Source organism: Enterobacter cloacae complex sp. P2B (assembly GCF_014895985.1).
GTDB classification, from domain to species: Bacteria; Pseudomonadota; Gammaproteobacteria; order Enterobacterales; family Enterobacteriaceae; genus Enterobacter; species Enterobacter bugandensis.
On the sequence record NZ_JADBQQ010000018.1, the window covers coordinates 102,583 to 122,638 of the forward strand.

A 20,056-nucleotide genomic window follows, 5' to 3' on the forward strand; every position below is an offset into this window, starting at 1 on the left:
AATATTACTATCTACGGTCTTGTTAGCAACTTGTTGCAAAGCTGCGAGGTTAGTATCACAGTTTCGCCTCCCTAAGCGCATCTTTTCTCGTTAAATCAGAGCGTTGTTTAACAGCCCTGGGGTTCAGGTGAAGAAAAAATTGATATTAACCGCTGGCAATTTCACGCCGGCGCGTTTCGCGCTGCTCTGTTTCGCTATTTTCTGCAGTCTGGCCTTTTTACTTGGCCGCGTTGCCTGGCTACAAATCATCAAACCTGACAATCTGGTGAAGCAGGAAGATATGCGATCCCTCCGTCAGCTGGCGATTGATGCGCCGCGTGGGATGATTATGGATCGTGAAGGCCGACCGCTGGCGGTCAGCGTGCCCGTCCGGGCCGTATGGGCCGATCCAAAAACGGTGCTGGCAAAAGGGGGCGTTGGGTTTGATGAACGCTGGCAGGCGCTGGCGAGCGCGCTGCATCTTTCGTTGAGCACCCTTTCATCACGGATTAACGCCAACCCCCAGGGACGCTTCATCTACCTGGCGCGTCAGGTCGATCCTGCTCAGGCGAAGTGGATTGATAAGCTCAATTTACCCGGCATTAATTTGCGCGATGAATCCCGCCGCTTTTACCCGGCAGGCCACGTGGCGGCGAACCTGATTGGCTTCACCAATATTGACGGGCAGGGCATTGAAGGGGTGGAGAAAAGCTTCAACACTCAGCTGACCGGTAAAGCGGGTGTCCGACAGGTCCGGGAGGATCGCTACGGGCGCGTGGTTGAAAACCTGACGGAAGTGGCGCCCACGCCGGCACATAACATCCAGTTGAGTATTGACGAGCGGCTGCAAACCATTACCGAAGACGCGCTGGACAATGCCGTCGCCTGGAATAAGGCCGAGTCAGGGGCGTCGGTGCTCATTAATATCCCCACCGGGGAAATACTCGCCATGGCGAGCTATCCGGATTTCAATCCCAATAACCGTGAAGGCGCGACGATAAACGATTTTCGCAACCGGGCAATCAGCGATACGTTCGAGCCCGGTTCGACCGTTAAGCCGCTGGTGTTGATGACGGCTCTGCAGCAGGGGCTGGTCCAGCCGGACAGTGTCATTGATACCCACCCGTATACCCTTGACGGGCATCGTATCCGCGACGTGGGTTATTATCCTGAGCTGACCATGACCGGGATCCTGCAAAAATCGAGCGACACCGGCGTATCCCGGCTCTCGCTGGCGATGCCTGTCCAGCATCTTATTGATACCTATCGAAACTTTGGGTTTGGCACCAACACGGGGCTGGGGTTAACGGGCGAAAGCGCCGGGCTGTTGCCACAGCGTAAATACTGGAGTCAGCTAGACCGCGCGACTTTTGCCTTTGGCTACGGCCTGATGGTCACACCGCTCCAGCTTGCCCACGTCTACGCGACGATTGGCGGCTTCGGGCTTGAGCGTCCACTCTCCATCACCCGCATCGATCCCCCGGTTATCGGCCACCGCGTCATGCCGGAGGAGATCGCGCATGAAGTGGAGCACATGATGGAAAGCGTCGCGCTGCCCGGCGGCGGGGGCGTTAAGGCCGCCGTTCGCGATTATCGCGTGGCGGTTAAGACCGGGACGGCGAAGAAAATTGATGATAGCGGCAAATATGTCGATAAATACGTCGCTTATACCGCAGGCGTTGCGCCTGCCAGCGACCCGCGTTTCGCCCTGGTGGTAGTGATTAACGATCCTCAAAACGGGGCCTACTATGGCGGGGCGGTTTCCGCGCCGGTCTTCAGCGAAATCATGGGCAACGTGCTGCGCCTGGAGAATATCAAACCCGATGGCCTGCCGGCCGGTTCAGACCACCTTATCGTCATGCGGTAATCCAGCCGTTTTATAGCAGGGCGAATAGCGGTACACTTCGCCCTTTGGTTTATCTCCCGGAGTTTCCATGTCCTTCAGCTGTCCCCTTTGCCACGCGTCACTGACGCGCTCAGATAAAAGTTATGCCTGTCCGCAGGGACATCAGTTTGATATGGCGAAAGAAGGGTATGTGAATCTTCTTCCGGTGCAGCACAAGCGCTCCCGCGATCCGGGTGATAGCGCAGAGATGATGCAGGCGCGCAGGGCGTTTCTCGATGCCGGGCACTATCTGCCGCTACGGGAGACGGTAGCGCAGATGCTGGGTGACTTATTGCCTGATTCGGCGTCCGCCATGCTTGATATCGGCTGCGGGGAAGGGTACTACACCGCACGGTTTGCGGATGTGGTGCGGGAGAAGGGGGCCGTGACATTCGGTCTTGACGTGTCGAAAGTGGCGATCCGCGCGGCGGCTAAACGTTACGCTGGCGTGACGTTTTGCGTGGCATCCAGCCACCGGCTGCCGTTTGATAATGCCAGTATGGATGCCATTATCCGCATCTACGCGCCGTGTAAAGCAGATGAGCTGGCGCGCGTGGTGAAGCCCGGAGGCTGGGTGATAACCGTCACGCCGGGTCCGCGTCACCTGATGGAGCTGAAGGGACTCATTTACGACGAGGTGCGTCTGCATGCCCCACACTCTGAACAGCTGACAGGCTTTACGCTGAAGCAGGAGCATTCAGTTGCGTATGAAATGAATTTGAACGGGGAAGAAGCGGTAGCCCTGCTGCAGATGACGCCGTTCGCGTGGCGGGCAAAGCCGGAAGTATGGGATGCGTTAGCGGCTCGGACGACGTTTGTCTGCCAGACAGATTTCAGTATCCACGTCTGGCAGCGCGACGCTTAAGGCGCGAAGTGTGCCCAGAGGATCTGGGCACCAATGCCGATCAGCACAATACCGCCTAAGATCTCGGCGCGTTTACCCAGCAGCGGGCCGATAAACCGCCCGACCATCATGCCCAGCGTGGACATAATCAGCGTTGCACAGCCAATGGCCAGCGCGGTGGCGATAATATTGACCTGCAGGAATGCCAGACCCACCCCGACGGCCATGGCGTCAAGACTGGTTGCGATAGCGGTTGTCACCAGAAGCCAGAAACCGTGGCGGTGCAGCGGTGCTTCATCTTCATCATCATTCCCGCGAAAACCTTCAATCATCATTCGGCCTCCGAGAAACACCAGCAGGACGAACGCAATCCAGTGGTTCCACTCCAGCACGAACTGGCTGGCGAGCATGCCCAAACCCCAGCCGATGAGCGGCGTCAGCGTTTCGATGGCACCAAAGATCAGACCGGTGCGCAGAGCTTCTGTGAATTTAGGTTTGTGAAGCGTGGCGCCTTTGCCGATGGAGGCGGCAAATGCATCCATGGACATGCCAAAAGCGAGAAGGATCGTAGCGGAGATGTTCATAAGAGCGTCCAGACCGGGGATATCCATATGACACATCACTGCCCCCAGTAAACAGCAGTTGATGTATCTATGGTCTCGCCTGATCTCTTTTGCACGGTAAGCGTGCTGAAAGCGATCCGTACGCGCCACGTTTTTCAACGAGTATGTTGACGCGTACATTTCCTGCGTGCAGGAAATCGGCTACTCCCCAACGACGGGCGCAACCTTAACATATTTTGAGAATATAAAACAACAACGAGCAAAGCTTAATTTATCTGCGTCTTTGATAACGATTTTCATTTAGGTTTATGCGTGAAAATATCGTTAATAAATATAAGTCAAAGAGGAGAGAAGATATAGCAACGGCTATATTCTTTGCGAAAGAATATTACAATATATAGCCGAGGTTATAATGTTAAATTATTGAGTTTTAACGAGTAATTTGTAGATTTTCTCAAGGTCATCAATATTTTTGACCCGAATGAGCAGGCGGCGCTGTTCTAATTGCATCACTAACACGCCGTCTTCGGATAAACTCATCTCTTTAATGCGGTTATATTCTATCCATACGTTGGCGAAGAAGAATCCCTGTTTTTTAAAAATGAGTTTTGGCGAGCGGATCCAGAACAGGTAAATCGCCATTAATGCCAGCGCACATAATAACCATGTGGTTAATATTGCACCGTGGCTGGTCACGTTATTGTAAATCAGAATGACCACCAGGCCGGCGAAGATAAATGCATCAATGCGTCCACGGCGTAAGAGGGGAAGGGTTAGCAGCGTCTCGCCATTACGGCGAGGCATAATGAATTCGTCATAGATCGCGTAAGCCAGAAGGGCAACAATAAACAACACCAGTACGATGTCCGTAACAGTCATTCATCCTCCAGATAAAAAGACCGGGGGCAAGCCCCCGGTCGATAACGCAATGTTTTACAGGCCCAGCAGGCCGACAGCGTAGCCCGCGATACCGATGACGAAGAAGCCAACGATGATCCACAGCGGGTTCACTTTCTTACGCAGCAGCCACATACAGGCGAAGGTCAACAGCAGCGGCACCAGGCCAGGCATCAGCTGGTCGAGGATGGTCTGCACGGTGGTAACGCGGGTTTGACCATCCTGACCGGTGATGGTTGAAACCACCAGCGGGATGTTCACGTGCGTCCACTTGTTAACCAGCGCCCCCATCACAAACAGGCCGAGAATAGACGCCCCCTCGGTCAGTTTCTGCAGGAAGCCGCCGCCCATATCCTTAACGATGTCCACGCCCTTACGGTAGCCGTAGGCCACGCCGTAGTAACGGGTCAGCAGACGTACCGCGTTGAACAGGATAAAGAACAGCAGAGGACCGAGCAGGCTGCCGCTCATCGCGATCCCGGCACCCAGCGCCGCGAAGACCGGACGAACAGTACCCCAGAAGATAGGGTCGCCCACGCCGGCCAGCGGACCCATCAGACCGACTTTGATACCGTTGATGGCACCATCGTCAATCTCCGCGCCGTTCGCACGCTGCTCTTCCATCGCCAGCGTCACGCCCAGAACCGGAGCCGCGACGTAAGGATGGGTGTTGAAGAATTCCAGGTGACGCTTAATTGCCTGACGGCGTGCTTCGTTGTTCTCAGGGTAGAGGCGTTTTATCGCCGGCACCATAGAGAAGCAGAAGCCCAGCGCCTGCATACGTTCGAAGTTCCATGAACCCTGAAACAGGTTAGAACGGATGAACACGCCACGAATATCACCCGGAGTGAGTTTTTTCTCGGTGGTAGTTTTTGTCATATCAACCATTTCGCTCACCTGTTAGTCCAGTTCGTTATCGAGATCGTTGTTACCAGCAGCCTGCGCTGGGGCACCCGCAACACGGTTGTATTTTGGGCTGAGCTGGATGTAGAGAATCGCCATCACGGCACCAATCACGCCCAGCGCAACCAGGTTGAAGTTGGTGAATGCTGCGGTGACGAAGCCGAGGTAGAAGAACGGCATCAGGTAGCCCGCGCGCATCATGTTGATGACCATCGCGTAACCTACCACGACGATCATACCGCCCGCGATGTTCAGACCGCTGGTGACCACTTCAGGAATCGCGTTCAGCATGCCCTGAACTTCACTGGTGCCGACAGAGATCGCAACGATAACCGCCGGGATTGCGATACGCATCGCCTGCAGGAACAGGGACGACACGTGGATCCAGGAGAGTGCCGTGAGGTTGCCGTTCTCGGCCGCCTTATCCGCCGCGTGCTGGAAGGCCACGGTGATGGTACGAACGATGATGGTCAGCACCTGGCCTGCTGCGGCCAGAGGAATGGCAAGGGCAATACCTGCACCAATACTCTGATGACCGGCAATAACCAGAACGGTTGAGATGATAGAGGCCAGTGCGGCATCAGGCGCAACGGCGGCACCGATGTTCATCCAGCCCAGGGCGATCATTTCCAGCGTACCACCGATGATGATACCGGTTTTCATATCACCCAGAACGGCACCGATCAACGTACAGGCCACCAGAGGGCGGTGGAACTGAAATTCATCAAGTACGGATTCCATACCCGCAATACACGCGACGATGAACACCAGCACAATCTGAAGAGTGGTAATCTCCATTGTACTTCTCCTATAACATAAGCTTTATGTGAAAAACCGGCGCGGGCTTATTTCCCAACTTTACCGATCAAATCCATCATTTTCAGTTTCTGGTCAGTGGAAACCTTACGGGCTTCCAGCTCAATACCGCGAGCATTCAGCTTGTTGAACGCCTCGATATCTTTCGCATCAACTGAAATCGCGTTGTTGACCTGCGTTTTGCCCTGACGGAAAGCCATACCGCCGATGTTCACGGAGGTGATTTTCACGCCGCCTTCAACAATGCGCTCGACGTCTGTCGGGTTAGTAAACAGGAGCATCACGCGTTCACCCGCATATTTCGGGTTGTTGTAAACGCGGATCATCTTGGCGACATCCACCACGTGCGCGGTAACGCCCGGTGGTGCAACCTGAGTCAGAAGGGTTTTACGGACAGTGTCGGCGGCCACTTCGTCACTGACCACGATGATACGCTGTACGTTGGTCTCTTTGGTCCAGCGAGTCGCAACCTGTCCGTGAATCAGACGGTCATCAATACGCGCCAGGCCGATAACCATGTAATCGTTCGGTCCCATCGGTTTTGCCGGTGCTGCTGCTTTCGGTGCAGCCGCAGCCGGGGCAGGGGCGGGTTTTTCAACCGGCTGAGCCTTCAGGGCTTTCACCCCTTCGCGGCCGGTTTCAACGGCCAGCGCGACCAGCTCATCGAAGCCTGGGTTATCGTCGCGCGCCATAAAGGTTTCCACCAGCATGGGAATGTTTACCCCGGCGACGACTTCATAATGCTCTTTATCGACGACAATGCGGCTGGCAGCATTAAACGGACTGCCGCCCCATGTATCGACGAGAAACAGCACGCCTTTGCTGGTATCCAGCTTCGCGAGTTGAGCGTTGTACTTCTCAATCAGCGTCTCGGCATTTTCACCGGGAACGAAATCGATCCAGCCGACGTTTTCCTGCTCGCCCAACAGCATCTCTGCCGTTTTGAGTAGCTGCTCAGCAGCCCAACCATGTGTGCCTATGACAATAGCAATGGTCACTTGCTACCTCCTTTTATTATCATTAATACGCCTGCCGGGCAGACGTACTGAGAATCGTATTGGCGAACCGAATCGATTCAGATAAGGGTTAGAGTTCAAAAAACTAAGACTTCCGCGAATTATTTTAGATAGTGAAAAAATAATTTATGTGATGAAGATCCGTAATTTAGCCACGCGTTACAGAATTATCTGTAGCGTATAGCCGCTGTGTTACAGAACTTTGCAAAGGAACGTAAATCTTTGCTAAAAACACAGTCTCTCTGATATGTTTAGCCTCCGTTTACTTGTTCAGGAGTATAGGGCTACAGCCCACTATATGGACCGTCACCGACGTCAGTCATCTACCAGGCCATTCCGCGCCTTTTTCACCGGCGAACCACGCCACGTATCAACTCTGTCTGCCTCTTATTTGCCCACGTTGAGTGGGGCACCGTTTTGTCATTCCTTTAGCAGGAGCTTGTCATGGAATTCTTAATGGACCCGTCAATCTGGGTGGGACTGCTCACGCTGGTCGTACTGGAGATCGTTCTCGGTATTGATAACCTGGTGTTTATCGCCATCCTTGCGGATAAGCTGCCGCCAAAACAGCGTGATAAAGCGCGTCTGATTGGGCTCTCGCTGGCGCTGGTCATGCGACTGGGGCTGCTCTCCGTGATCTCGTGGATGGTCACGCTGACCAAACCGCTGTTCTCCGTCATGGATTACACCTTCTCCGGCCGTGATTTGATCATGCTAATCGGGGGGATATTCCTGCTGTTCAAAGCGACAACAGAGCTGCATGAACGGCTGGAGAACCGGCAGCATGATGATGGTCACGGTAAGGGCTACGCCAGCTTCTGGGTCGTGGTGCTGCAAATTGTGGTGCTGGATGCAGTCTTCTCGCTGGATGCGGTGATTACCGCGGTCGGTATGGTGAACCACCTGCCGGTGATGATGGCGGCTGTCGTGATTGCGATGGCGGTGATGCTGCTGGCCTCGAAACCGCTGACGCGCTTCGTCAACCAGCATCCGACGGTGGTCGTGCTCTGTCTGAGCTTCCTGCTGATGATTGGTTTGAGCCTGGTGGCGGAAGGTTTCGGCTTCCATATTCCGAAAGGCTACCTGTACGCCGCGATTGGCTTCTCGATCCTGATCGAACTGTTCAACCAGATTGCGCGCCGTAACTTTATTAAGCAGCAGTCAAATCAGCCGCTGCGCGCCCGTACGGCGGACGCCATTCTGCGCCTGATGGGCGGACGCCGTCAGGTGAACGTCCAGTCTGACCCTGAAAACCGTAACCCGGTGCCGGTTCCGGAAGGGGCGTTTGTGGAAGAAGAACGCTACATGATTAACGGCGTGCTCTCCCTGGCTTCCCGCTCGCTGCGCGGCATCATGACGCCGCGCGGGGAAATTAGCTGGGTCGATGCAAACCTGAGCGTGGATGAAATTCGTCAGCAATTGCTCTCATCTCCGCACAGCCTGTTCCCGGTATGCCGCGGTGAGCTGGATGAAATCATCGGCGTGGTTCGGGCGAAAGAGATGCTGGTGGCGCTGGAAGAGGGCGTCAACGTGGAGGCCATTGCAGCTTCGTCGCCAGCGATTGTCGTACCGGAAACGCTGGATCCGATCAACCTGCTGGGCGTATTGCGTCGCGCGCGCGGTAGCTTTGTTATCGTCACCAACGAGTTTGGTGTGGTACAGGGGCTGGTGACGCCGCTGGACGTGCTTGAAGCGATTGCCGGTGAATTCCCGGATGAAGACGAAACGCCTGAGATTGTGGCCGACGGCGAAGGCTGGCTGGTCAAAGGTGCGACCGACCTGCACGCGCTCTCGCATACGCTGGGGCTGGAAAACGTGGTTAACGATGAAGAAGACATCGCAACCGTGGCGGGGCTGGTTATCGCCGTAAACGGTCAGATCCCCCGCGTCGGGGATGTGATCGAGCTTCCTCCATTGCACATCACTATCGTTGAAGCTAACGACTACCGCGTCGATCTGGTCCGCATTGTTAAAGAACAGTCTGCACACGACGAAGACGAATAAGTCTGCTTAACGGGTACGATGTGCCCGTTACGATCTTCTGGCGGGGAAGATTTTCCCGCCAGCCATTGTGGCTACTACCGCGCCTGCTTCTCTCTCAACCCGTTCGCTATTTAGCCGCTGCCTGATGTCAGGCCGAGCGCGAGCAGCCGCGACCGTAAAAGTGTAGTGGGGAAAGAAGAAGGAGACGAGAATGAAGGGAGAAATTCGCCCATCCGTTGCGGATGGGCGAAAGAGAGGATTAGTCGCACTGCACCTTAATGGCCAGACCGCCGCGCGACGTTTCACGGTACTTCGCGTTCATGTCTTTGCCGGTTTCGTACATGGTTTCGATAACCTTATCCAGCGACACGCGTGGTTCGCTGGTACGGCGCATCGCCATGCGTGAGGCGTTAATCGCTTTGACGGAGGCAATCGCGTTACGCTCAATGCACGGCACCTGCACCTGGCCTGCGACCGGATCACAGGTCAGACCGAGGTTATGCTCCATGCCAATTTCCGCAGCCACGCAAACCTGTTCAGGGCTTGCGCCCAGCAGCTCTGCCAGACCGGCCGCCGCCATGGAGCAGGCCACGCCTACTTCACCCTGACAGCCCACTTCAGCGCCTGAAATGGACGCGTTCATCTTGTACAGCGCGCCGATAGCGCCTGCCGCGAGGAAATAACGGATATAAATATCCGGCGTCACAGGCTCGATAAAGTGATCGTAGTAGGCCAGCACAGCCGGAACGATCCCGCACGCACCGTTGGTTGGCGCAGTCACGACGCGCCCCCCTGCGGCGTTCTCTTCGTTCACCGCCAGAGCAAACATGTTCACCCAGTCAACCACGTTCATCGGGTCGTTAGAGAATTTGTCCGTGGTCACCAGCATACGGCGCAGGGCAGAGGCACGACGCGGCACGCGCAGTGGCCCTGGCAGTACGCCTTCGGTGTTCATCCCGCGATCGATACAGGCGCGCATGGTTTGCCACACGTTGGCAAAATAGTCTTCGATCTCTTTTTTGCTGTGCAGCGCCAGCTCGTTCTGCATCACCATGCCGGACAGCGACAAACCGGTCTCTTTGCAGTAGCCCAGCATCTCGGTGGCCGATTTGAACGGATAGGGCACGTTCACGTCGCCCGCGCTCTCTTTACCGAAATGCTCTTCGTCAACGATGAAGCCACCGCCGATGGAGTAGTAGGTTTTGCTGTAGATCTCTTTTTCGCCGCTCCAGGCGTGGATAGTCATGCCGTTTTCATGCAGCGGCAGGTTGTCGCTGCGAAAACGCATGCCGTCATCCTGCGGAAAATCCACTTCGTGCTGACCGTTAGCCAGCAGCAGGCGACCGCGCGCTTCCACGTCGCGGATGAATGCCGGGATGGCATCAATATCAACAGTGTCCGGCATATTGCCCGCCAGACCCATAATAATGGCGATATCGGTGTGGTGGCCTTTACCCGTTAATGACAGTGAACCGTAAACGTCTACGGCGACACGGGTAACGCTTTCTAGTAATCCTTTTTCGACCAGATCATCGACGAACTGTTTACCGGCCTTCATCGGCCCTACAGTGTGGGAAGAAGAAGGACCAATCCCCACTTTGAACATGTCGAATATACTAATCACTTTCACACTCCTGACAGGGTTACCGGGGTTCCAGTAACGATGTTATAACTGCGCATAGTGTAAGAGGGAACACCAACCTCGGCTTAACTATTCACATGAATTAAACTAATGGTTAACGATGGGTTTTGCTAATAGCGCGACGCGGATCGCAAACCTGCAAAAAAGGCTGGAATGTAAAGTATAGTCAAGGCTTCAGGCCGATTTGTAGCGCCAGTTCACGAATGATGCCCGCCGTCATGCCCCAGACAAAATAATGCTGATACCAGGACAACCAGACCCGATGGTCATGCCCCCGGCGATGGATATCCAGCGGATGGTAGCGGCTTAGCCGGAGCGCCTCTTCAAGCGGCATCTCAAACACCGCAGAGACTTCGTCGACGCTGGCGTGATACTGAAGATTGGGGGGGATAATGCCGACTACCGGGGTGACCTGAAAGCCGGTCACGCTGTCGACGGGCGGCAGCACGCCGATGACTTCCACCGCGTCAGGCGGGATCGCCACCTCCTCCTGCGCTTCCCGCAGCGCGGCGGCAATCAGCGACGCATCGGTGCTGTCCACCGCCCCTCCCGGAAAGGCCACCTGACCGGCGTGTTTGCGCATATGCGGCGAACGCTGCGTAAGCAGCAGGCCCGGCTGTTCCCGGCGCACCACCGGGATCAGCACCGCCGCCTGACGCTGATTCAGCGTGGCGCGGTTGACCTGCGGCCGTAGCAGCTGAAAGCGCGACAGAAAATCATCCAGCGTCAGGTTCTCTTTCTCCACCGTTAGTTCTCCAGTTGCTTCAGGATGCGGTTCACCTTATCAAAGGTTTCCTGATATTCCGCCTCGACCTGGCTGTCCGCCACAATGCCGCCGCCCGCAGAACAGTACAGATTGCCGCCGCAGGCCGTCAGCGTGCGAATGGTAATGCTGGTATCCATGGTGCCGCACAGGCTGATATAGCCGATGCTGCCGCACCAGGCGTTGCGGCGGTGCGGTTCCAGTTCGTCGATGATTTCCATGGCGCGAATTTTTGGCGCACCGGTGATGGAGCCACCCGGGAACGCGGCCCGGAGCAGATCGCAGGCGGTGCGAGAGGCGGGCAGACGCGCGGTGATGGTACTGACCAGATGATGCACTGCCGGGAAAGGTTCGACGACGAACAACTCCGGCACGCGCACGCTGCCTGGTTCGGCGACCCGGCCAATATCGTTACGCATCAGGTCGACAATCATCAGGTTTTCGGCGCGATCCTTCGGTGACCCGGCGAGTTTCTCCGCCTGCTGGCGATCGGCGTCCGGATCGGCAAGGCGCGGCAGCGTGCCTTTAATCGGGCGGGTCTGAATCGTCCCTTCCGCCAGATGGATAAAACGCTCCGGCGACAGGCTGAGGATGGCCCCCTGTTCCAGACGTACAAACGCGCTGAACGGAGCCCTGTTGCTGGCATTGAGACGGGTAAACGCCTGCCACTCGTCCCCCTGGTATGCTGCCTGGAAACGCTGGGCAAGGTTAACCTGATAGCAGTCGCCGCTTTGCAGATAGGCCTGCACGCGGGAGAATTTTTCCGCGTATTCCAGCGCGGTCATGTTCGAGCGCCAGCCGGAGGTCAGGGTGAACGCTTCAGCTGGAGCAGGCTGTTGTGCCTCAAGCCAGGCCAGACGCGCCTGCACGTCATCATGGCTCAGCAGGGAGACCCTTTTTTTCTGGTGGTCCACAATCAACGCCCAGTCATACAGCCCCACGGCCATGTCCGGCAGGGCAATATCCGCCTGCGCATGCTCGGGCAGCACCTCGAAGCGGCGACCCAAATCGTAGCCAAACAGGCCCAGCGCGCCGCCCTGGAAGGGCAGGTCCAGGTTAGGGGTAGCGGATAAGCCCAGCGCGTTGATTTCCTGCTGAAGCTGCATCAGCGGATCGTCCGTCGTCGACAGATCGTCGGTCGTCAGCGTTTTCAGGGGATCGGCCACCAGAATATCGAAGCGGCTGTACGGGTGATCCGCATGGCCGGAGTGCAGCAGCATGGCAAAAGGAAGATGGCTCAGACGGGCAAACCAGAACTCAGCGGCGTCAGCGCGCCAGGGTAAGGTAACAACAGTGGGGAAGCGCATGTTCATGTATGGCATACTACCGGGCAGCGTGAAATAATTAGCGCGAATAATTTAGCAGGAGTTGACGATGTTTGCAGGTTTACCTTCTCTGAGCCATGAACAGCAGCAGAAAGCGGTTGAGCGAATTCAGGAACTGATGTCCCAGGGGATGAGCAGCGGACAGGCGATTTCCCAGGTGGCGGAGGAGCTGCGCGCCACCCATACCGGCGAGCGGATCGTGGCGCGTTTTGAGGATGAAGATGAAGAGTAATCGGGCTTAAACCGCCGCGATAATCTTGATCTCAACCTTGTATTCCGGTTTCATCAGCGTGGCCTGTACGGTGCAGCGTACAGGCGCGTGACCCGCTACCACCCACGCATCCCAGGCTTTGTTCATCGCCGCGAAATCGTCTTTATTTGCCAGGAAAATGGTCGCATCCAGAATGCGGGATTTATCGCTGCCCTGTTTTTCCAGCACGGCATCAATCTGCGCCAGGGTATTCGCCGTCTGTTCGAACGCATCCGCCTCCAGATTTGACGGTACACCGGTGTAATACAGCGTCTGGTTATGGATCACCACATCAGACCAGCGGGCTTCGGCATCAATGCGCACAATTGTCATAAACGTTTCCTCGTTATTTTTCGTCGTCAGGCGGCAAGACTGCCATATTGTTCTGCCGTCGTCACTATTTGGGGTGGCACAGGAGAAGATGGGCTGACATAATCCCTGTGCAAAAATACAGTGAGAGAGCAACGTGGCAGACGATTTTTCCCCTGAAGGTCAATTAGCGCAGGCGATCCCCGGCTTCAAGCCCCGTGAGCCTCAGCGACAGATGGCGCACGCCGTTGCCCGCGCCATTGATAAGGCCCAGCCGCTGGTGGTTGAAGCCGGAACCGGCACGGGTAAGACCTATGCTTACCTTGCGCCGGCGCTGCGGGCGAAAAAGAAAGTGATAATTTCCACCGGATCGAAAGCGCTGCAGGATCAGCTCTACAGCCGCGATCTGCCTACCGTAGCAAAAGCGCTGAAATACAAAGGACGCCTGGCACTGCTGAAAGGGCGATCGAACTACCTTTGCCTGGAGCGACTTGAACAGCAGGCGCTGGCCGGCGGCGATCTGCCGGTACAAACACTGAGCGACGTCATTATCCTGCGCGCCTGGGCGAACCAGACCGAAGAGGGCGATATCAGCACCTGCGCGAGCGTGCCGGAAGACTCCCCGGCCTGGCCGCTGGTGACCAGCACCAACGACAACTGCCTCGGCAGCGACTGCCCGCTGTATAAAGACTGTTTTGTGGTGAAAGCGCGCAAAACCGCGATGGACGCAGACGTGGTGGTGGTGAACCACCACCTGTTCCTCGCGGACATGGTGGTTAAGGACAGCGGTTTCGGCGAGCTGATCCCGGAGGCGGACGTGATGATTTTCGATGAAGCCCATCAGTTGCCGGATATCGCCAGCCAGTATTTCGGCCAGTCGCTCTCCAGCCGCCAGCTACAGGATCTGGCGAAAGATTTTACCATTGCCTACCGGACCGAACTCAAAGATACCCAGCAGTTGCAGAAGTGCGCCGACCGTCTGGCGCAAAGCGCGCAGGATTTCCGCTTACAGCTTGGCGAGCCGGGCTATCGCGGCAACCTGCGCGAACTGCTCGCGGACAAAAATATCCAGCGCGCGCTGCTGCTGCTCGATGATGCACTTGAGCTCTGCTACGACGTGGCGAAGCTGTCCCTCGGACGCTCCGCGCTGCTTGACGCCGCCTTCGAGCGCGCCACGCTCTATCGCGGGCGGCTCAAACGGCTAAAAGAGATCAACCAGCCGGGGTACAGCTACTGGTATGAATGCACCTCACGCCACTTTACCCTGGCGCTCACGCCGCTGACGGTGGCCGATAAATTCAAAGAGGTGATGGCGCAGAAGCCGGGAAGCTGGATCTTCACTTCCGCAACCCTGTCTGTAAATGACGATCTGCACCACTTCACCGAGCGCCTCGGTATTGAGCTGGCGGAATCACTGCTGCTGCCCAGCCCGTTTGATTACGAAAAGCAGGCGCTGCTCTGCGTGCCACGCAATCTCCCGCTGCCGAACCAGCCGGGGGCGGCGCGGCATCTCGCGGCGATGCTCAAGCCGATGATTGAGGCCAACAACGGGCGCTGCTTTATGCTCTGCACCTCACACGCCATGATGCGCGATCTCGCCGAGCAGTTTCGCGCCACCATGACCCTCCCGGTGCTGCTGCAGGGGGAAACCAGTAAAGGCCAGCTGCTCCAGCAGTTTGTCAGCGCCGGTAACGCCCTGCTGGTGGCAACCAGCAGCTTCTGGGAAGGGGTGGACGTGCGCGGCGACACGCTCTCGCTGGTGATCATCGATAAGCTGCCGTTCACGTCGCCGGACGATCCGCTGCTCAAGGCGCGGATGGAAGACTGCCGCCTGCGCGGGGGCGATCCGTTCGACGACGTCCAACTACCGGACGCGGTCATCACGCTTAAGCAGGGGGTAGGGCGCCTGATCCGTGACGTCACCGACCGCGGCGTGCTGGTGATCTGCGATAACCGCCTGGTGATGCGTCCTTACGGCGCAACCTTCCTCGCCAGCCTGCCGCCCGCCCCGCGTACGCGGGACATTAAACGCGCGGTGCGTTTCCTGGCAAACCCAACGGCGGAGTAATTCGCTCCGGAGTGTGCTAAGATGCGCGCCATTTTGTGACTGACCCTTGCGAGAGCGCGACGACTGATGCGAATTCTGGCTATTGATACCGCGACAGAGGCTTGCTCTGTTGCTCTGTTGAACGACGGTGCTGTTTCTGCTCATTTCGAAGAGTGCCCACGGGAACACACCCAGCGTATTCTGCCCCTGGTAAAAGCCATTTTAACCCAGGGCAACACCACCTTAACCGACCTCGACGCGCTGGCCTTTGGCCGCGGCCCCGGCAGCTTTACGGGCGTGCGCATTGGGATTGGCATCGCGCAGGGGCTGGCGCTGGGCGCTGACCTGCCGATGATCGGCGTCTCTACGCTTGCGACGATGGCCGAGGGAGCCTGGCGCATGACGGGCGCGACCCGCGTGCTCGCCGCTATTGACGCTCGCATGGGTGAAGTTTACTGGGCGGAATACACCCGCGATGAAAATGGCGTCTGGCACGGCGAAGAGACGGAAGCAGTGCTTAAGCCTGAAGCCGTTACTGAGCGCCTGAAGCAGCTGTCCGGCGAGTGGGCGACGGTCGGCACGGGCTGGCCGGCGTGGCCAGAGATGGCGAGCGGCACCGGCGTGACGCTGGTGGACGGCAACATGCTCCTGCCTGCGGCAGAAGATATGCTCCCGATTGCCCGTCAACTGCTTGCAGCAGGAAAAACCGTTGCCGTTGAGCATGCGGAGCCGGTTTATTTGCGAAACACCGTCGCGTGGAAGAAACTTCCGGGCCGCGAATGAATCTCAGTAACAGGAACTGAGAAAAAGGAGTCGCATCATGGCGGTTCAGACTAAAGTAGTACGCCTTTTTATGGCAGGCGCGGTTGCCATAGCACTGAGCGGTTGCGTAACCGTACCTGATGCGATCAAGGGCAGCAGCCCGACGCCACAGCAGGATCTGGTTCGGGTAATGAATGCGCCCGAGCTTTATGTCGGCCAGGAAGCCCGCTTCGGTGGGAAAGTGATCGACGTGCAGAACCAGCAGGGGAAAACCCGTCTGGAAATTGCCACGGTACCGCTCGACAGCGGCGCGCGTCCCGTACTCGGTGAAGCCTCTCGCGGGCGTATCTATGCCGACGTTAGTGGTTTCCTCGACCCGGTCGATTTTCGCGGACAGCTGGTAACCGTTGTCGGGCCGATTACCGGTTCGGTGCAGGGCAAAATCGGCAACACGCCGTATAAATTTATGACCATGCAGGTGAACGGCTATAAGCGCTGGCGTATCGCCCAGCAGGTGGTGATGCCGCCTCAGCCAATCGACCCGTGGATGTGGGGTCCACATCCTTATCGTTACGGTTATCCGGGATGGGGCTGGTATAACCCGGGCCCTGCACAGGTGCAAACGATCGTAACTGAGTAACTTACTGTTATTGTTAAGAAAGAGACAGCGGCTCAGCCGCTGTCTCTGTTTTTTTACGGATAAAACGAAAAAAAAGAGTGACGCGCTTCGCAACCTGCAATCTGAACAATTAATAAACTGGTACGCTGAGTTAATATAATGTTAACAAGCTGTTTATTATCGGGGCTGTGATGACGACGAACACTCATTTCAGAGGTGATGCATTGCAAAAGGTTTGGCTTAACCGTTATCCCGCAGATGTGCCTGCGGAGATCAATCCTGACCGTTATCAATCCCTGGTGGAATTATTTGAGCACTCGGTAAGACGTTACGCAGACCAGCCCGCGTTTGTGAATATGGGCGAGGTGATGACGTTCCGTAAGCTTGAGGAGCGTAGCCGGGCGTTTGCGGCTTATCTGCAGGAAGGACTTGGGCTGCAAAAAGGGGATCGCGTCGCGCTGATGATGCCGAACCTGCTGCAATACCCGGTGGCGCTGTTTGGCATCCTGCGTGCCGGGATGATTGTGGTCAACGTTAACCCGCTTTACACGCCGCGCGAGCTGGAACATCAGCTGAACGACAGCGGGGCGGTGGCGATTGTCATTGTTTCTAACTTTGCCCATACCCTGGAAAAAGTGGTCGACAAAACCCAGGTGAAGCACGTCATCCTGACGCGCATGGGCGATCAGCTTTCCACCGCCAAAGGGACGCTGGTTAACTTTGTCGTTAAATACGTCAAACGTCTGGTACCAAAATACCACCTGCCGGATGCTATCTCCTTCCGCCGCGCGCTGCATGCGGGCTATCGCATGCAGTACGTCAAGCCTGAAGTCGTCTCCGAAGACCTGGCCTTCCTGCAATACACGGGCGGCACCACCGGCGTGGCCAAAGGGGCGATGCTGACCCACCGCAACATGCTGGCGAACCTTGAGCAGGTTAATGCCACCTACGGGCCGCTGCTGCATCCGGGTAAAGAGCTGGTAATCACCGCGCTGCCGCTGTATCACATCTTCGCGCTGACCATGAACTGCCTGCTGTTTATCGAGCTGGGCGGGCAAAACGTATTGATCACCAACCCGCGCGATATCCCGGGTCTGGTGAAAGAGCTGGCAAAATACCCGTTTACCGCCATGACCGGGGTGAACACCCTGTTTAACGCGCTGCTTAACAACAAAGAGTTCCAGCAGCTTGATTTCTCCACGCTCCATCTCTCCGCGGGCGGCGGCATGCCGGTTCAGCAGGCGGTGGCCGAGCGCTGGGTGAAGCTAACCGGGCAATATCTGCTGGAAGGCTACGGCCTGACGGAGTGTGCCCCGCTGGTGAGCGTCAACCCGCACGATATCGACTACCACAGCGGCAGCATCGGCCTGCCGGTCCCGTCGACGGAAGCAAAGCTGGTGGATGATGAGGATAACGAAGTGCCTCACGGCGAGCCGGGCGAACTGTGCGTCAGAGGGCCGCAGGTAATGCTGGGTTACTGGCAGCGTCCTGATGCGACCGACGAAATCATTAAAGACGGCTGGCTTCACACCGGCGATATTGCGGTGATGGATGACGAAGGCTTCCTGCGCATCGTCGATCGCAAAAAAGATATGATCCTGGTCTCCGGCTTCAACGTCTATCCGAACGAAATCGAAGACGTGGTGATGCAGCACAGCGGCGTGCTGGAAGTGGCGGCGGTGGGCGTTCCTTCCGGCAGTAGCGGTGAAGCGGTGAAGATATTTGTGGTCAAGAAAGATCCTTCTCTTACCGAGGAAGCGCTGATAACGTTTTGTCGCCGTCAGCTGACGGGCTATAAGGTGCCGAAGCTGGTGGAATTCCGCGATGAGCTGCCGAAATCCAATGTCGGGAAGATATTACGACGAGAATTACGTGACGAAGCCCGTGCCAAAGTAGACAATAAGGCCTGAGCTTCACGTTAATCGCCCAGACGCCGGTTAAGCCGGCGTTTTTTATGGGCGCAAACAAAAGAGAATCCGATTTGAATTACCAGATGATCACGACCAACGACGAGCTGGCTTCGCTGTGCGAAGTGACGCGCGACTTTCCTGCCATCGCTCTGGATACCGAGTTTGTCCGTACTCGCACCTATTATCCACAGCTGGGTTTGATACAGATGTACGACGGTAAGCACGTCTCGCTGATCGACCCGCTCGGCATTACCGACTGGGCGCCGATGCGTGACCTGCTGCTGGATACTGCGGTAACGAAATATCTGCACGCGGGCAGTGAAGATCTGGAAGTTTTTCTTAACACCTTTGGCATCATGCCTCAGCCGCTGATTGATACGCAGATCCTCGCGGCGTTCAGCGGTCGTCCGCTGTCGTGGGGCTTTGCCGCCATGGTGGAGGAGTACACGGGCCTGACGCTGGATAAAAGTGAATCCCGTACCGACTGGCTGGCGCGTCCGCTTACCGAGCGTCAGCTGGAATATGCGGCGGCAGACGTGTTTTACCTGCTGCCGATTGCCGGACAGCTGATGAAAGAGGCGGAAGCCTCCGGCTGGCTGTCTGCCGCGCTGGACGAGTGCCGTATGACGCAGCAGCGTCGCCAGGAAGTGGTTGACCCGAAAGAGGCCTGGCGTGATATCACCAACGCCTGGCAGCTTCGCACGCGTCAGCTGGCCTGCCTGCAGCTGTTAGCGGACTGGCGTTTGCGTAAAGCGCGCGAGCGCGATCTAGCCGTGAATTTTGTGGTGCGTGAAGAGCATCTCTGGGCGGTCGCGCGCTATATGCCGGGCAGCCTGGGCGAGCTGGACAGCATTGGCCTTTCCGGCAGCGAGATCCGTTTCCATGGTAAAACCCTGCTGGCGCTGGTCGCCAAAGCGCAGGCGCTGCCGGAGGACGCACTGCCTGAGACGCTGCTGAATCTCATGGATATGCCGGGCTATCGTAAAGCATTTAAGGATATCAAAGCGCTGGTGCAGGATGTCGCAACGGAAAGCAAGCTGAGCGCTGAACTGCTGGCGTCACGCAGACAGATTAACCAGCTGCTGAACTGGCACTGGAAGCTGAAACCGCAGAATGGCGTGCCGGAACTGATGGCTGGCTGGCGCGGGGTATTGATGGCCGATCGCCTGAATACCTTGCTGGAAGGTTATCCGCGATAAAAATATGCCGGGCGATATACCCGGCATATTCTCCCCGGTGGCGCTGCGCTTACCGGGGCTACGACACCAGGAACCTACGGACGCGACTCTTCCGCTTCCGGAAGCGTTACGTTCAGCTCCAGAATCGAAATATCCCCGTCTTTTTGCTCCAGCTGTACGGTGACCATCTCCGGGTCAATCTGCACATACTTACAGATCACTTCCAGGATGTCCTTGCGCAGCTGCGGCAGGTAGTGAGGCTCGGCGTCGCTACGACGACGCTCCGCAACGATAATTTGCAGGCGTTCTTTTGCGATGTTGGCGGTGCTTTTTTTCCGCGAGAGAAAAAAGTCCAGTAATGCCAT

Annotated in this window: 19 protein-coding genes and 1 riboswitch; of the genes, 9 read left to right on the forward strand and 10 right to left on the reverse strand. The window is 56.7% G+C overall.

Annotation, left to right across the window (positions count from 1 at the left end; genetic code table 11):
• Positions 1-127: 127 nt before the first annotated feature.
• Both ftsI and rlmA read left to right on the forward strand, forming a co-directional pair.
• The gene (gene ftsI, locus IM313_RS16380) at positions 128-1,846 is read left to right on the forward strand and encodes a peptidoglycan glycosyltransferase FtsI (RefSeq protein ID WP_028013537.1); all 1,719 of its coding nucleotides are present in this window, start codon (positions 128-130) and stop codon (positions 1,844-1,846) included.
• Positions 1,847-1,913: 67 nt separating this feature from the next.
• Complete coding sequence (gene rlmA, locus IM313_RS16385; protein ID WP_048998663.1) at positions 1,914-2,729, forward strand: 23S rRNA (guanine(745)-N(1))-methyltransferase; 816 nt, start codon at positions 1,914-1,916, stop codon at positions 2,727-2,729.
• Here the strand turns inward: rlmA and mntP are convergent.
• From mntP to manX, 5 genes are all read right to left on the reverse strand, one after another.
• Positions 2,726-3,292: a manganese efflux pump MntP gene (gene mntP, locus IM313_RS16390; RefSeq protein WP_041911997.1), complete on the reverse strand. Its 567-nt coding sequence runs from the start codon at positions 3,290-3,292 to the stop codon at positions 2,726-2,728. The genes rlmA and mntP overlap by 4 nt on opposite strands.
• A 10-nt stretch (positions 3,293-3,302) precedes the next feature.
• Positions 3,303-3,493: riboswitch (yybP-ykoY riboswitch) on the reverse strand.
• A 198-nt stretch (positions 3,494-3,691) separates the two neighbouring features.
• On the reverse strand, positions 3,692-4,150 hold the full coding sequence (locus IM313_RS16395) for a DUF986 family protein (RefSeq protein ID WP_048998664.1): 459 nt from the start codon (positions 4,148-4,150) through the stop codon (positions 3,692-3,694).
• Positions 4,151-4,204: 54 nt separating this feature from the next.
• On the reverse strand, positions 4,205-5,056 hold the full coding sequence (locus IM313_RS16400) for a PTS mannose transporter subunit IID (protein ID WP_006810994.1): 852 nt from the start codon (positions 5,054-5,056) through the stop codon (positions 4,205-4,207).
• Positions 5,057-5,068: 12 nt separating this feature from the next.
• The gene (manY, locus tag IM313_RS16405) at positions 5,069-5,869 is read right to left on the reverse strand and encodes a PTS mannose transporter subunit IIC (RefSeq protein WP_003859914.1); all 801 of its coding nucleotides are present in this window, start codon (positions 5,867-5,869) and stop codon (positions 5,069-5,071) included.
• Positions 5,870-5,916: 47 nt separating this feature from the next.
• A complete protein-coding gene (gene manX / locus IM313_RS16410; protein ID WP_028013533.1) occupies positions 5,917-6,885 on the reverse strand; it encodes a PTS mannose transporter subunit IIAB in 969 nt (322 codons plus the stop codon).
• A 462-nt stretch (positions 6,886-7,347) separates the two neighbouring features.
• Between manX and yoaE the strand changes: the two genes are divergently transcribed.
• Complete coding sequence (gene yoaE, locus IM313_RS16415; protein WP_028013532.1) at positions 7,348-8,907, forward strand: CNNM family cation transport protein YoaE; 1,560 nt, start codon at positions 7,348-7,350, stop codon at positions 8,905-8,907.
• A gap of 238 nt (positions 8,908-9,145) precedes the next feature.
• Here yoaE and sdaA read toward each other — a convergent pair whose 3' ends face one another.
• The 3 genes from sdaA to pabB form a co-directional block, all read right to left on the reverse strand.
• Positions 9,146-10,510 carry an L-serine ammonia-lyase gene (gene sdaA / locus IM313_RS16420; RefSeq protein WP_028013531.1) on the reverse strand — a complete coding sequence of 455 codons (1,365 nt, stop codon included), beginning with the start codon at positions 10,508-10,510 and terminating at the stop codon, positions 9,146-9,148.
• Between the two features lie 184 nt (positions 10,511-10,694).
• Positions 10,695-11,273 (reverse strand): CoA pyrophosphatase, encoded by a 579-nt coding sequence (locus tag IM313_RS16425; RefSeq protein WP_028013530.1) that lies wholly within the window; start codon positions 11,271-11,273, stop codon positions 10,695-10,697.
• Positions 11,274-11,275: 2 nt separating this feature from the next.
• Positions 11,276-12,604 (reverse strand): aminodeoxychorismate synthase component 1, encoded by a 1,329-nt coding sequence (gene pabB / locus IM313_RS16430; RefSeq protein WP_048998671.1) that lies wholly within the window; start codon positions 12,602-12,604, stop codon positions 11,276-11,278.
• A gap of 61 nt (positions 12,605-12,665) precedes the next feature.
• Here pabB and IM313_RS16435 point away from each other — a divergent pair, with 61 nt between their 5' ends.
• Positions 12,666-12,848 (forward strand): YoaH family protein, encoded by a 183-nt coding sequence (locus tag IM313_RS16435; protein ID WP_008500497.1) that lies wholly within the window; start codon positions 12,666-12,668, stop codon positions 12,846-12,848.
• Positions 12,849-12,854: 6 nt separating this feature from the next.
• On the opposite strand, the gene IM313_RS16440 is transcribed toward IM313_RS16435, so the two are convergent.
• Entirely contained in the window at positions 12,855-13,199 is a 345-nt protein-coding gene (locus IM313_RS16440; protein ID WP_048998672.1) for a RidA family protein, read from the reverse strand.
• A 133-nt stretch (positions 13,200-13,332) separates the two neighbouring features.
• On the opposite strand from IM313_RS16440, the gene IM313_RS16445 reads away from it, so the two are divergent.
• From IM313_RS16445 to rnd, 5 genes are all read left to right on the forward strand, one after another.
• Positions 13,333-15,243: an ATP-dependent DNA helicase gene (locus IM313_RS16445; protein ID WP_192971766.1), complete on the forward strand. Its 1,911-nt coding sequence runs from the start codon at positions 13,333-13,335 to the stop codon at positions 15,241-15,243.
• A 66-nt stretch (positions 15,244-15,309) separates the two neighbouring features.
• The gene (tsaB, locus tag IM313_RS16450) at positions 15,310-16,005 is read left to right on the forward strand and encodes a tRNA (adenosine(37)-N6)-threonylcarbamoyltransferase complex dimerization subunit type 1 TsaB (RefSeq protein ID WP_047367799.1); all 696 of its coding nucleotides are present in this window, start codon (positions 15,310-15,312) and stop codon (positions 16,003-16,005) included.
• A 37-nt stretch (positions 16,006-16,042) separates the two neighbouring features.
• Positions 16,043-16,624, forward strand: coding sequence for a Slp family lipoprotein (locus IM313_RS16455; RefSeq protein WP_041909497.1), 582 nt, complete (start codon positions 16,043-16,045; stop codon positions 16,622-16,624).
• Positions 16,625-16,827: 203 nt separating this feature from the next.
• A complete protein-coding gene (gene fadD / locus IM313_RS16460) occupies positions 16,828-18,513 on the forward strand; it encodes a long-chain-fatty-acid--CoA ligase FadD (RefSeq protein WP_072252102.1) in 1,686 nt (561 codons plus the stop codon).
• 71 nt (positions 18,514-18,584) lie between these two features.
• A complete protein-coding gene (rnd, locus tag IM313_RS16465) occupies positions 18,585-19,712 on the forward strand; it encodes a ribonuclease D (protein ID WP_028013523.1) in 1,128 nt (375 codons plus the stop codon).
• 74 nt (positions 19,713-19,786) lie between these two features.
• Here rnd and minE read toward each other — a convergent pair whose 3' ends face one another.
• Positions 19,787-20,056 carry a cell division topological specificity factor MinE gene (gene minE, locus IM313_RS16470; protein ID WP_010432714.1) on the reverse strand — a complete coding sequence of 90 codons (270 nt, stop codon included), beginning with the start codon at positions 20,054-20,056 and terminating at the stop codon, positions 19,787-19,789.